We start from the raw sequence: 15,214 nt of genomic DNA on the forward strand, positions 1-15,214 counted from the left end.
TAGCGGGGTTATAACTATAAAATTCATTTAACTAAAACCCGTATCTTCTATTACGATTTAGCCTATGATAAAATCTTTTTTATAAGAAAATCAAAAGTTTATTGAGGAAAAACGATGCACTATATTTTATCTGCAGCAATACGTGGCGCCATACCTTTTATCATTATGAGTATATTTTCATGGATTATGAAGTTACAATATATCGATGATTATAGCGTTAAATCGACATTTATCACGGGACTAATAATAACTGCAGTTGCAGCAACCTCTGTTATTTATGATGTCAAAAGTTGGTCATTAACAAAACAATCTGTCATTTATTTTCTAATCATGCTGGTTACCATATATCCTTGTTTAGTATTCAGCGGCTGGTTTCCAACAAAATCAATACTAGACTTGGTAAAAATATTTGGTATTTTTTTGGTTGTTGGCATAATTTTATGGACAATGTCATATATGTTATTTGGTAAGATTTTAAAGTAAAAATTTGGGGTAAACAAAAAACTGCTCCGTTAGGAACTTCTAACGGAACAGTTTTTTTGATTAATTGAGTTTATGATTCCCTAGCCTGATCGGCTTCCTTCATCTTCTTCTCAATGTCTGCGATTGAGTAAACAGATTTAGGTTTCTTTACATCTGACTCGGGTTCCATATCACGATAAATTGGAAGACCAGTACCAGCTGGAATGATCTTACCGATAATAACATTTTCCTTTAATCCAAGTAATGGATCATTCTTGCCACGAATAGAAGCATCTGTTAGGACACGAGTTGTTTCCTGGAATGAAGCAGCTGATAAGAAACTGTTAGTTTCAAGGGCAGCTTTGGTAATACCCAGAATTACACTTTGGGCAGTTGCAGGTATACCACCAGAAATAATTACAGATGTGTTGCGATCTTTAAATTGACCAATATCCATAATCTCGCCCGGCAACAAGTCGGTCTCACCAGGATCAAGCACACGAACTTTTTGTAACATCTGTCTGGTTAATACTTCGACGTGCTTGTCAGAAATATCAACACCCTGCATTCTATATGCTTTTTGGACTTCAACCAGAATGTACTCTTCAGTAGTTAAAGTATCGGTAACTTGAATCAACTCTTTCGGATCAATTGAACCAAGAGTTAACTTATCGCCACGTTGAACTTCATCGCCCTCGGCAACTGCTACTGATGCAGTATAAGGAACACTGTAACTTCTGGTATCAATCTTACCTTTAACAGTGATTTCACGAGTATGTTCAGCAGGATTTTCCTGAATTGAATCAACTACACCATCAACTTCAGAAATTATCGCACGTCCTTTAGGATTACGAGCTTCAAACAATTCCTGCACACGAGGAAGACCTTGAGTAATATCTTCAGCGCCGGCAACACCACCGTTGTGAAATGTACGTAAAGTCAGCTGCGTACCAGGTTCACCAATTGATTGAGCGGCAACAGTACCAACTGCTTCACCAACTTCAACTTCTTCACCTGTAGCTAAGTTCATACCATAACACTTGCGGCAAACACCGTGTGGCGTGTCACAAGTTAAGATTGATCTAATCTTTACGTTAGTCACACCTGCATCGCAAATTTGGTGAGCCAAGTTTTCATCCATCATAACGTTACGACCGATAATTGTGGCACCGGTTCTAGGATCTTTAACCGTTTCGGCAGTAAAGCGTCCCAATAATCGATCGTAGAGTGGCTCAATTAATTCGTCACCTTCCATGATTGCGTGAACATCAATACCGCGATCGGTACCACAATCATCTTCACGGATAATAACGTCTTGCGCAACATCGACTAACCGCCGAGTTAAGTAACCAGATTGTGCAGTCTTTAAAGCAGTATCCGTCATACCTTTACGTGCACCGTGAGTTGACATGAACAGTTCTAGAACTGACAAACCTTCCTTAAAGTTGGAAGTAACTGGAATTTCGAACAAACCACCGTTTGGAGTAGCCATTAAGCCACGCATACCAGCAAGTTGAGTAAAGTTTGAAATATTACCACGGGCACCAGAGTCGGCCATGATGGTAATAGGATTACGTGGATCATAAATCTGAGCAATTTCATCTTGGACTTGATCCTTACAATCATTCCAGATGCTAATTACACGATCATGACGTTCCTGCTCGGTGATTAAACCGCGTCTAAACTGCTTAGACACCACATCAACTTGTTTGTGGGCTTTTGCAACTTTTTCATCTTTATCCTGAATTTCGGGAACATCGGTCATACCAATCGTAATACCAGAAGTAGTTGAACTGGTATAACCTAAAGTCTTCAAATCATCAAGATATTCTGAAGTTCTTTGAACCTTGTAATACTTGTAAATTGTAGCGATAGAATCAGACAAGAAGGACTTCTTAAATGGTGTAGAAATCAAATCATTTGCCACGCTGTCAATTTTCTCATGAATATCTTCGCCAGGCTCCAAGAAGTACTTGGCAGCAAGAGGATTATTCAAGTTTTCTTCAGTTGGTTCATTAACGTAGAAATAATCTTCTGGGAAAATTTGATTGAAAATGATTCTGCCGTATGTAGTAACAAAAATACCATGTTCATAACCTTTAGGCCATGCTTTCTTCGGCATTGAGTCAGCAGACATTCCGATAATAGTGTGGTAATGAATGTCACCGTTAGTGTAAGCAACTGTCGCTTCATCAGGTGAATTGAAAATCATTCCTTCACCTTCGCGACCCTTTTCAGCCTGAGTCAACCAGTAGTTACCCAAAACGATATCCTGTGATGGAGTAACAATTGGTTTACCATCCTTAGGAGCAAGAATATGGTGAGCAGCCAGCATTAACATTCTTGATTCAGCAACAGCCTCATCTGACAGAGGCACGTGAATCGCCATCTGGTCACCATCAAAGTCAGCGTTGTAAGCCTCACAAGCAAGTGGGTGCAGACGAATGGACTTTCCAGGTACCAAAACTGGTTCGAAGGCCTGAATACTCAAACGGTGCAAAGTAGGGGCACGGTTTAACAATACCGTTCTTTCCTTAATAACATCCTCAAGTACATCCCAGACATCATCGTCTTCGCGGTCAATTTTCCGTTTAGCACTCTTGATATTTGTAGCAATCTTACGCTTAACAAGCTCATGCATGACAAATGGTTTAAACAATTCCAAGGCCATCGGACGCGGAACACCACATTGATAGAATTTCAATTTTGGAGAAACATCAATAACGGAACGACCGGAATAGTCAACACGTTTACCAAGCAGGTTCTGACGGAAACGTCCCTGCTTACCTTTAAGCATATGCGATAAAGATTTCAGCGGGCGGTTACCTGGTCCTACTACAGAACGTCCACGGCGGCCATTATCAATTAACGCATCTACTGCTTCTTGCAGCATCCGTTTTTCGTTTTGCACAATAATATTAGGTGCATTTAGATCTAACAGTCTCTTTAACCGATTGTTACGGTTAATTACTCTTCTGTATAAATCATTTAGGTCAGAAGTCGCAAAACGTCCACCTTCAAGTTGAACCATCGGGCGCAAGTCGGGTGGTATAACTGGGACAGCATCTATAACCATCCATTCTGGTTTATTACCAGAATCTTTAAACGCGTCCAGAATATCAAGTCTTCTGATAGCACGGGTACGTTTTTGACCAGTAGCAGTTTCCAGTTCTTTCTTTAAATCGGTAACTTCCTTATTTAAATCAACTTTACGTAACAAATCACGAATTGCTTCAGCACCCATTTTGGCCGTAAAGCGATTACCGTATTTTTCTTTCTGTTCCCGGTATTCTGCCTCTGTTAAAAGTTGTTTAAATTCTAGATCGGTATCACCAGGATCAATTACAATATAAGCCGCAAAATAGATAACTTCTTCAAGGAGTCTCGGAGAAATATCCAAAATGAGTCCCATTCTTGATGGAATCCCTTTAAAATACCAAATATGAGTAACTGGTGCGGCCAATTCAATATGACCCATTCGTTCTCTTCTAACTTTAGAGGAGGTAACTTCAACACCACAACGATCACAGACGATCCCGCGGTATCTCACACCTTTATATTTACCACATGCACATGACCAATCCTTAGTCGGTCCGAAAATTCGTTCATCAAACAAACCATCTTTTTCCGGCTTTAAAGTACGGTAATTAATAGTTTCTGGTTTTTTAACTTCACCGTATGACCAGCTGCGAATTTTATTCGGAGATGCAAGGCCAATTTGCATGCTTTCAAATTTATTTACGTCGATCAAAAGTTTAACCTCCTACTTATTGAGAAATCTTATTATCATCGTCAGACTGATCTACAGGGGTATCCAATTCCTCTGCTGCTTCTTCATTATCTTCAGAATCTGCAGTTTCTGCGGCCAACTTCTTCTTTTGTTGCTCTTCAGCCATCTTTGAAAGAGTATCAATGTTCAAATGCTCATTTGAATCATCATCCATATCACGCAATTCGATTTCTTTATGATTCATGTCAAGAACGCGAATATCCAATCCTAAAGATTGCAATTCTTTAACTAGGACACGGAATGATTCAGGAACACCTGGTTTTGGAATTCTTTCACCCTTGACAATAGCTTCATAAGCTTTGACACGGCCAACAACATCATCTGATTTATAAGTCAAAATTTCCTGCAAAGTATATGCTGCACCATAAGCTTCCAGAGCCCAAACTTCCATTTCACCAAAACGCTGTCCACCAAACTGTGCTTTACCACCAAGAGGTTGTTGCGTTACTAATGAGTAAGGCCCAATTGAACGTGCGTGAATCTTGTCGTCAACCATGTGGGTCAACTTCAGATAGTGCATGATACCAACAGAAACCCGGTTGTGGAAAGGCTCACCGGTACGGCCATCATAAAGAACTGTTTTACCATCTTTATCAATACCGGCCTTATGAACAGTATCCCAAACATCGTCTTCACTTGCTCCATCAAATACTGGTGTAGCGACATGAATACCCAAGTTATCTGCAGCACGGCCAAGGTGTAATTCCAAAAGCTGACCAATATTCATACGTGAAGGAACACCCATTGGGTTTAAACAAATATCAACTGGAGTACCATCTGGTAAATATGGCATATCTTCTTCTGGTACAACTGCGGCAACAGTACCTTTGTTACCGTGACGACCAGACATTTTATCGCCGACTTGAATCTTTCTCTTTTGTGCAATGTAGACCCGGACTAAAGTATTAACACCAGGAGATAGTTCATCACCATTTTCTCTAGTATAAACTTTAACATCACGGACAATACCGCCACCACCGTGAGGAACACGTAATGAGGTATCACGCACTTCACGAGCTTTTTCACCAAAAATGGCATGCAGCAGTCTTTCTTCAGCTGATAGTTCAGTAACACCCTTAGGCGTAACTTTTCCTACTAAAATGTCTCCGTCATGAACTTCAGCACCTACACGAACAATACCTTGACCATCGAGATCCTTAAGTGCATCCTCACCAACGTTTGGCAATTCACGTGTAATCTCTTCAGGGCCAAGTTTAGTGTCACGGGCTTCTGATTCATAATCTTCAATACTGATTGAAGTATAAACATCATCTTTTACCAGACGTTCAGAAAGCATGATGGCATCTTCGTAGTTATACATGTTCCAAGTCATAAAAGCGATAACTGGGTTTTGACCCAAAGCCAATTCGCCATGATCCATTGTTGGTCCATTGGCAATTACTTCACCCTTTACAACTTTGTCGCCTAACTTAACGTTAGGAGTCTGATTGTATGATTTCGAATTGTTTGAACGACGATATTTTTCCAGAGTGTACTTATCCAGTGTACTGTCAGCACGTCTTACTCTGATAGTGTTGGCATCGACATATTCAACTGTACCAGCGGCTTTAGCCAAAACTGCTGCACCGGAATCATGTGCTGCACGATATTCCATTCCAGTACCAACAAGACAGCTGTGAGGATTAATTAAAGGTGCAGCTTGTCTTTGCTGGTTAGCGCCCATTAAAGCACGGTTAGAGTCATCATTTTCCAAAAACGGAATACATGCTGAAGCAACAGAAACAACTTGTTTAGGAATAACATCCATGTAGTCAATTTTATCTGGACTAACTTCGACGTTATCTTCCTTATGACGTGCTAAAACAAGATCATCTTTAAATGAACCATCCGGATTAAGTGGAGTATTGGCACCAGCGATAATGTAGTTATCCTCAACATCAGCGGTGAGGTAATCAATTTTATTAGTTACCTTGTGTGTGGTCCAGGAAACCCGACGATATGGCGTTTCGATAAAGCCATATTTATTAATAACTGCGTATGTAGCAAGAGAGTTAATCAAACCAATGTTAGGACCTTCAGGAGTCTCAATTGGGCACAAACGACCATATTGAGTATAGTGAACATCCCGCACCTCGTATCCAGCACGATCACGTGTTAAACCACCAGGCCCCAAAGCAGACATACGGCGCTTATGAGTTAATTCACCCAGCGGGTTGTGCTGGTCCATAAACTGTGACAGTTGTGATGAACCAAAGAACTCTTTAATACTTGCCACAATTGGCCTGATATTAATTAATTGTTGCGGCGTCACAGTTGAAGGGTCTTGAATTGACATTCTTTCTCTAACAACACGTTCCATCCGGGCCAAACCAATTCTAAACTGGTTTTGCAACAATTCACCAACACGACGAATACGACGGTTACCTAAGTGATCAATATCATCAGTGTTACCAATTTCATCTTGCAACAAGAAGAAATAATTAATAGAAGCAACCACGTCAGCTGGAGTTAAATACTTAACTTTTTTATCAATATGACCGTTAGAAATTAATTTAACAACACGTTCAGGATTTACCTTGGAGTAAACTTTTATCTCTTGAACATTAATTGGATCAGGTAAAACGCCCTCTTTGGATGGTTGATAAGTAACCATCTTAAAGTCATCGCGATCAAGATACTTTTCTAGAGTATCCATCACTTCATGGGTCACAACTGTACCCTTTTTAACGATAATTTCACCTGTATCAGGGTCTGCCAAAGTTTCTGCCAGAGTTTGACCATACAAGCGACTCTTTAAAGATAACTTCTTATTAACTTTATATCGACCAACGGGTGCTAAATCATAGCGACGTGGGTCAAAGAAGCGTGCATAAAGAAGTGAACGTGAAGAGTCAGTCGTTTTTGGTTCACCGGGACGCAGGCGCTCATAAATATCTTTTAACGCTTCAGCTACACGAGAATCAGCCGGATTCTTATGTACATCTTTATCCAAAGTGAATTGTAGCGTATCACTCTGACCAAAGAGGTCTAAAATCTCGTCATCCGAACTAATTCCAAGTGCCCTGATTAAAACAGTTAGTGGCAATTTACGAGTACGATCAACGCGAACGTAAGAAACATTCTTAGCATCAGTTTCATACTCAAGCCAGGCACCACGGTTTGGTATCACAGTAGTACCAAAAATTTGCCGACCATTCTTGTCATAATCACCAGAATAATAAACACTTGGTGATCTAACTAATTGAGAAACGATGACCCTTTCAGCACCATTAATAATAAATGAGCCAGATTCAGTCATTAATGGTAAATCACCAAAGAAAACATCTTGAGTCTTAATCTCACCGGTTTTTTGATTGGTCAGTTTTAAAGTAACGTGCATTGGTGCAGCATAAGTTGCATCATGATCACGTGCTTCATCAACGGTATATTTTGGTTTTTGCAGTTTATAGCCCAAATATTCCAGGGAAAGCTTACCTGAAAAGTCACTAATTGGCATAATATCATCAAAAACGTCTTTAATACCCTCATCCAAAAACCATTGGTATGATTCGGTTTGCACATCTGTCAAGTTAGGCAGATCCAGCACTTCTTTAATGCGGGAAAAACTGCGCCTTGTCCGATGTTTGCCAAAATTCACTACGTGTCCATTTAACAAGGAGAAAACACCCTTTCTGTCAGAGAAAGCTAATATTACATTTTGATTACAATTTCAAAAAGCCGGAAATTTATGCATAAAAAAGACAAAAACAACCTTTGTCGTTTTTGTCTATTATTATTTTGCTGGACAATAGATCAGCAAAATCCTGAAAATCAGCTTTTTAATCACGCACTACTATAACAAAATAAAATTCGTGTGTCAATTAATTCACTTTGCGCCGACTAAATTATTATCTTTTTGTTTCAAAACATCAAATTTTAAGTGATTATGACTGCACCCAACTTTAAGAATATCACCATTCTTAAGGTCACCTTTAATCAGCATTGAAGCAATCTTATCTTCAATATCTTTCTGAATTGCACGGCGCAGCGGTCTTGCTCCCATTTCAGGATTATAACCATCTTTTGCAATCTTATCCAAAGCAGCTGTGGAAATTTTCAGTTGAACTCCTTGTTTATGCAAGCGGTCAATCAATTTACGAGTTAAAAGCGTAACTATTTGACGTAATTGCTTCTGATCAAGTTCGTCAAAAATAATAGTTTCATCAATCCTGTTTAAAAATTCAGGTCTGAAGAACTCTTTAAGTGCTTGACGAACGCGATCTTGCCGCAGCTTGGTTTGACTAGTATTATCAGCATTAAATCCTAGAGCCTGCGTCTCAAATAATGAACGGGAACCCAAATTGGAAGTCATGATAATAATAGTATTTTTAAAGTCTACTTTACGGCCCTTGGAATCGGTTAAAAAGCCATCTTCCAAAACCTGTAGCAACAAGTTGAATACATCAGGATGAGCTTTTTCAACTTCATCCAATAATACTACTGAATATGGATGGCGGCGAACCTGTTCAGTCAACTGGCCGCCCTCATCATAGCCAACATAGCCCGGAGCAGAACCAATCAATTTACTATTAGCTATTTGATCCATATATTCAGACATGTCAATTCTAATCAAGTTGTTCTCAGAGCCAAAAATTGCTGCAGCGATTGCTTTTGCTAGTTCAGTTTTACCGACCCCTGTCGGACCTAAAAATAGGAATGAACCAATTGGTCGATTTTCATCTTTAATACCGCTGCGACTTCGCCTGACCGCCCTGCTGACAGCAGAAACTGCTTTGTCCTGACCAATAATGCGCTTATGTAAGTCTTTTTCCAAATTGGCTAAGTGCTTAGTTTCATCCCGATTCATTTGGGTAACGGGAACACCGGTCCAATTAGAAACTACTTTAGCAACATCTTCAGGTTGAACTATAGCACCTTTACTAGTTGATTCATCAAGCTTTGTTGTTAATTCATCTTGTCTTCTTTGCAAACTATTTTGTCTTTCCTGGAGTTGTGCAGCTTTAGCAAAATTCTGGTTAACTGCAGCATGATTCTTTTCGCCAATGACTTTCTCGATTTGATCATTAAGTTGCAATAACTGATTGTTAGAACCTTTACCTGACTTAATCTTAACCGCAGCACTTGCCTCATCAATTAAATCAATTGCCTTATCTGGTAAATAACGCTCAGAAATATAGCGGCTAGAAAGATCAATTGCATTTTCTAAAGCAGAATGAGATATTTTTACATGATGAAATTTTTCGTATTTTGGTTTTAAGCCATTCAAAATTGCTAAAGTTTCAGCACGAGAAGGTTCATTTAACCTGACAATTTGGAACCGACGAGCTAAAGCCTGGTCCTTTTCGACATACTTTTGATACTCATCAAAAGTTGTTGCTCCAATCATTTGGATATCGCCTCGAGCTAAAGATGGCTTTAAAATATTTGCAGCATCAATTGAGCCTTCAGCGCCTCCAGCTCCAATGAGAGTGTGCATTTCATCAACAAAGAGAATAATATTGCCATTCTCAGTAATTTCCTTGATGATTTTTTTCATCCGGTCTTCAAATTCACCACGATATTTTGTACCAGCAACAAGTCCACCTAAATCCAGTGAGACCACTTGCTTCTTTAATAAATCGTGCGGTACTTTTTTAGCAACAATGGCGCTTGCAATGGCTTCTGCCACTGCCGTCTTGCCTACACCTGGTTCACCAATCAACACAGGATTATTTTTATTACGCCGAGATAAAATTTCAATCACTCGTGCTACTTCACGATCACGCCCAATGACTGGATCGATTTCACCATTTTCAGCCCTCTCGTTGAGGTTGACTGAAACCTGATCAAGAGTTGGTGTGCTGGAATTTCTACTGGTGCTTTCTTCAGAGCCATTAAAACCTGACCAACTGCTATACTCTTGATCATTTTCATCCATATCTTGTTCATCTTCACCTAAACTGTGCAGGATGTCATTACGCAAACCATCAAGATCAATGTTTAAATTACGCAAAATCACAGAAGCCAATATCTGCTCATTGAGGACCATTCCTAATAAAATATGGCAGGTTTTAATTTTAGCAGAACCTTCTCGTTCAGCTAAAGTGCCAGCATATGCCAAAACCATGCTGAGGCGTGGTGACATCTGCATGTAACTGGTTTTGCCAGCTGAGCCATAACCTGTATAACGTTCAATTTCTTCACGAATCGCTTTCGGTGTTGCACCCCAAGCCCGCAAATTTTTGCCGGCTTCACCATCAGATTCAATTACCATCGCAAGTAGTACGTGTTCAGTACCAATTAAACGATGATGAAAATTCTGTGCTTGTTCACGTGCAATTTCTAATACTTGATTTGCACTGGTTGTATAAGATTTTTTCATCATTGCACCACCTTTAAAAATGACGTGTATACACTATAAACCTTTTTGAGAATTTGTAAAATATTCTGTTTGAGGCTAAATATAAGTGTCATGTCAAAAACTTTGCAATCATTATATCAAAGACAAGCACTTCGTGCGACCCAATCCTTCTTTATTATTTAAATTAGAAATAATTTTTCAACAGAATACTTGTACAAGAATCTTAGTGGGCTGTTATAACTTCCAAAAAACTAAAAATTCTCATACTAGCAAAAATAAATTACCAGCATGAGAATAAATCTATATATTATCGGGAAAACAGGATTCGAACCTGCGACCTCTACGTCCCGAACGTAGCGCTCTACCAAGCTGAGCTATTTCCCGTTTATTAAAAAAACTCACCGCTTTTGGTGAGTCTTTTTTCTAGAGCGGAAGACGGGATTCGAACCCGCGACCCCCACCATGGCAAGGTGATGTTCTACCACTGAACTACTTCCGCAAGACAAATATTATTATAGCAAACCAATCTCATTTTGCAACCTTTTTTAGTAAAATAAATCCGTAAAATAAGTATTTTAACGGGAAAGCTTGCCTTTTGAGAGTTTCTAAAACATAATTGCTAATAAAAGGTAGTATTCTGTTATACACAAATATGAAATCATATCACTGTCAGATAAAAAGGAGGGTTACAGAATTGCAAAAAGAACTGGAAAAACTTGTTAATTTAGATTCTGGTAAAATCACTTTTGATGATAGTCAAATCGACTATATGTTGCAAAATATCGGAAACCTTGACCCACATCTTCGTGATGATGTTGTTTATACGCTTTTTGCTCGTGGCTTTTTTGAAAATTCATTTACTTCAAAGCAGAAAGCAAAAATTTTTACCAATTTTATCAATTCAAAAAATCTGTTTAAGGGCATCGATCAGCCAGAAAACGATTTAATTTTTCTCAGAACATTCAGTGCATTACTGGGTTCCCTAATTTTAGATGACGATAAAAAGCATTCAATTTTAAATGCGACCGAACGAAAAACTCTTTTTAACTGGAGTATTTCCTATTTGAAGGAAGAAAAAGATTTCCGCGGTTATGTTAAAGATAAAGGTTGGGCTCACAGCGTTGCTCATGGTAGCGACTTTTTAGGCTCTACTTTAAGTCATCCAGATTTTACAACAAATAATACTGCTGATATTTTGGCCATAATTGAAACGGTCTTTCAAAATATGCAAGGACCGTTTATTGATGATGAGGAGCAACGGTTAGCTTTTGCCTTTTTTGAAGGCATTCATTTCGGTAAAATACCGACTGCTGAGTTTAATTCGTTTATTAACTGCTATAACGAAAAAATTTATCAGCAGCTCGCAGAAAATGATCGCATCAGCTGGTATCGATTAAGTTCCTGGCTCAAATTACTTCAAAACTGGTATTTTTATTTTTCAAACCAGTCTGTTAAAGATAATCTACTTAAAAAGATTTCTGAATATAACGAACAAATGGGATACCAACTGTAAACAAAATAAAAATGAGTGTCTGGGAAAAAACTAGTTCCCAGACCACGAAAAAAGAACGATGATTTCCTGGCTCTTTGTCAAATCCTGTTGATAGAGCTTAAATGAATAGAATCAAGCAGCTAAAAAACTGCTTGGTTCTTTTTCTTTTACCTTGTTTTCTGCTAATCTAATCCTGGTTAGCAGATTGTGGAAGTTGGCGTAGCCAAAAGCTGTGCGCTCAATTTGTTTAATCTTGCGATTGAAGCCCTCTAAGCAGCCGTTGGAATAATTCAATGTTATCCCGTTAATTACTGCTTTCAGGTTATGCTTAAAAGTTAACAGGGTTTGATGCATTTGCCAGCCAACTTCTTCTTTAGCATGAATCACTTCTTTAATTGCCAGCGGATCTTTGGCAGCCAAAGCATCATAAAATGCCTGCAGCAGGTTGTAGGCATTAGTAAGCTCCGTGCTGCAGGCGATGCCTTCGTTGACTATCTGCTCTTGCGTCAGATTGTCTTTGTAGTGCCAATTGTAATGCGGATGAATTTGGTCGAGTGCCTGGTACTTCTTGAGATACAGTTTCCACGGTGATTTAAGCAGTTTGTATTCTCTGCTGGTCTTTTTGAATTTCTTCATGACCTGCACGCGCAGGGAGTTGAAGGAACGCGTAAGCATTTGTACCATGTGAAAGCGATCAAGCACAAGCTCAGCGTTGGGGAAGCATGCTCGCACAATGTCCTGATAGTAAAAATTCAGGTCCAGAGAAACTGTTTTGACGCCTTGCAAAGCCGCTGGCGCAAACTTTTTGAAGTAGGCAATAATTGCTTTTTTATAGCGTGTTCGGAGAATCTGAACCACCTCGTGTTTGTCGGCATCAAGACAAATAAAATGCAAGGTGCGGTCAACGCCTTTAAACTCGTCGAAGGCCAGATGCTCCGGCAAATAATCATAGCTGCTACTAAACTGATGCGAGCAAGAGCCCAGCACTCTTTGCACCGTATTGACAGAAACATTGTTTTCCCGGGCAATGCTGGTCATTGAGCGGTCTTCTGTTAAAGCACTGAGAATTTTGAGCTTAGAATGCTGGGAAATACAGCAGTATTTGCCTACCAGGTCAGATTGAGCCATTGAGCGTTTATTGCAGGTGCGACACCAGACTCTCTGCTTAAAAAGTCTAATAATGACTGGCTGACTGGCATTGGCAGCAGGATAGCGGATTTCGGTTTTCAAACGGCCATTGTGCCGCAGCTCCTGTGAGCCACAAAAGGGACAACTGGGCTGCAATAAGACAGCTTGGTAAACCTTCTGCTTATAGCCGTTAGCCAAACGGAAGAAATAATCTTCAAAAACAATGTTTTGATCTTTAATATCAAGAGCAAATTTAATATAATTATTAAAAGAGGACATAATTCAAACCTTCTATAAAATATTGGGTGAAGTTAATATTTTATTACAAGAAGCAAGAGGAAGATGTCCTCCTTTTTTATGCAATAAAAAACCTATTAACAGCTTACCACATGGATAAGTCATCAACAGGATAAATTATAGAGCCTTTAATCTTAAAGTTTTATTTTCAAGTACATAGTGTGTAAAATGTGCATGTTTAAATTCAATATCGTCATAATAATGAGCAACCTCAATCACTGTACAATCTAAATTTTGAATAATTTTATTTATTTTGTCCGACATTTTTGGATCTAAACTAGAAGTTGCTTCATCAATTAAAATAATTTTTTTATTAAAAAGAAGAGCTCTAGCAATTTCGATTCGCTGCCGTTGTCCACCAGATAAGTTTTTCCCACTTTCACCATAATATCTATTTAAAGCATCGTTACCTAGTTCATTAATCAATCCTACTTTTTCAAGAACAAATAAACAATCTTTAGTTGAGAAATCCTCGCCTAAAGTTAGATTAAAACGCAAAGTATCATTAAATAAGTTGGGATTTTGTCTTATATAAGCAATCCTACCAGATTCGAGAATATTGTTTATTTTACTATTCTTTTCCCTCAAATAAATTTTTCCGCTACTTGGTTTAATAGAACCCTGAATCAAATTAAGTATTGTCGATTTACCAACACCAGAAGCTCCTGTAATCAAAATTTTTTCTCCAAAAGTAATATTTAAATTCAAATTATTGATAATCTGTTTACCATTTGAGTACGTAAAATAAACATTTTCAAAACAAATTTTTGGCTTAATATCTTTCGATATTTTTTTAGGAGCTTTAAATTCAATCATATGTTCACTATAAGATTTTCGAATTTCTTGAGTAGTTTTTATCTTACTAAGATACTCTGAAACTGTTCCTAATGGACCTACGACTCTGTCACTAGCCATAAAAATACCAATCAAAGCTGCAGAAGATATCTTTCTTTGAATAACTAAAAGCAAGCCAATACCAATAGGTAAAATATAACTAACAACTGAAAGAATTGAAGCGACAAAAAAAGTAACAGCTTGCCAGTTATTCATAAGTAAATAAGAATTTTCGGATTCATTTAAATACTTATCTGTATCATTGTACATATACTTTTCAGCTAAATAAGTTTTGATAGTATTGGCTCCATTAAATAAATCAGTTACCTTACTTAAAAATCTACTACTATCTTCCTGCCACTTTGAAGAAGTGGCAGTTAATTTTTTACCAAAAATCTTTGGAGTTATCATAGGTAATAAAGAAAATAAAATAAACAAAATTCCAATAGGTATGCTTAAACTTAAAATATAAATTCCAGAGATTAATGCCATTAACAAAGACGCAAATACTTCAAACATCAGACTAAAGTAATCTGTTTCAACCAATTTAAAATCATTAAATATTTTTGAGACATTATCCGCAGTATCACTACTAAAAGTTGAAGTATTAATTTGCCCATAAATAAAATTACTTTTGAGCTTTACATTAAGCTTTTTTATTGCTAAATTTATTAACATTTTTCTTAAAGTCATTGAAAAATACACAATAGCCATTGCTGAAAAGCTTTTGACAGCATAAAACATTACTTCTAAAAATGTTGAGTTATGATTAAAATTTGCTATAGAAGAAAGTACCTGTGCCAAAACTACTCCATCAAATGATGAAATAATTGTTGTTATTATTATTGAAAATACGAGCCAATTAGGTAACCATCTAATTATGTTTTTTATTTTCATTTTTATCACCGTT

At 38.0% G+C, this 15,214-nt stretch carries 7 protein-coding genes and 2 tRNA genes; 2 read left to right on the forward strand and 7 right to left on the reverse strand.

Annotation, left to right across the window (positions count from 1 at the left end; all coding sequences use genetic code 11):
- Positions 1-114 precede the first annotated feature (114 nt).
- A complete protein-coding gene (locus LDX54_RS07300) occupies positions 115-483 on the forward strand; it encodes a DUF3021 family protein (protein WP_046325362.1) in 369 nt (122 codons plus the stop codon).
- Between the two features lie 70 nt (positions 484-553).
- Here the strand turns inward: LDX54_RS07300 and rpoC are convergent, their stop codons facing one another.
- The 5 genes from rpoC to LDX54_RS07325 form a co-directional block, all read right to left on the reverse strand.
- Positions 554-4,213: a DNA-directed RNA polymerase subunit beta' gene (gene rpoC, locus LDX54_RS07305; RefSeq protein ID WP_122037887.1), complete on the reverse strand. Its 3,660-nt coding sequence runs from the start codon at positions 4,211-4,213 to the stop codon at positions 554-556.
- A gap of 16 nt (positions 4,214-4,229) precedes the next feature.
- Positions 4,230-7,868 carry a DNA-directed RNA polymerase subunit beta gene (gene rpoB, locus LDX54_RS07310; protein ID WP_122026354.1) on the reverse strand — a complete coding sequence of 1,213 codons (3,639 nt, stop codon included), beginning with the start codon at positions 7,866-7,868 and terminating at the stop codon, positions 4,230-4,232.
- Between the two features lie 210 nt (positions 7,869-8,078).
- Positions 8,079-10,574, reverse strand: a complete 2,496-nt coding sequence (locus tag LDX54_RS07315; protein ID WP_265667593.1) for an ATP-dependent Clp protease ATP-binding subunit — start codon at positions 10,572-10,574, stop codon at positions 8,079-8,081.
- Between the two features lie 289 nt (positions 10,575-10,863).
- Positions 10,864-10,937, reverse strand: a tRNA-Pro gene (locus LDX54_RS07320).
- Positions 10,938-10,980: 43 nt separating this feature from the next.
- Positions 10,981-11,052, reverse strand: a tRNA-Gly gene (locus LDX54_RS07325).
- A gap of 195 nt (positions 11,053-11,247) precedes the next feature.
- Between LDX54_RS07325 and LDX54_RS07330 the strand changes: the two genes are divergently transcribed.
- Positions 11,248-12,066, forward strand: coding sequence for a DUF2785 domain-containing protein (locus LDX54_RS07330; protein ID WP_265667592.1), 819 nt, complete (start codon positions 11,248-11,250; stop codon positions 12,064-12,066).
- 111 nt (positions 12,067-12,177) lie between these two features.
- On the opposite strand, the gene LDX54_RS07335 is transcribed toward LDX54_RS07330, so the two are convergent.
- Together LDX54_RS07335 and LDX54_RS07340 are read right to left on the reverse strand one after the other, a co-directional pair.
- Positions 12,178-13,452, reverse strand: coding sequence for an ISL3 family transposase (locus LDX54_RS07335; RefSeq protein ID WP_265667192.1), 1,275 nt, complete (start codon positions 13,450-13,452; stop codon positions 12,178-12,180).
- Between the two features lie 135 nt (positions 13,453-13,587).
- On the reverse strand, positions 13,588-15,201 hold the full coding sequence (locus tag LDX54_RS07340) for an ABC transporter ATP-binding protein (RefSeq protein WP_109586373.1): 1,614 nt from the start codon (positions 15,199-15,201) through the stop codon (positions 13,588-13,590).
- Between the last annotated feature and the right edge of the window lie 13 nt (positions 15,202-15,214).

Origin of the sequence: Lactobacillus sp. IBH004 (assembly GCF_026185255.2) — a bacterium.
Taxonomy (GTDB): domain Bacteria; phylum Bacillota; class Bacilli; order Lactobacillales; family Lactobacillaceae; genus Lactobacillus; species Lactobacillus melliventris.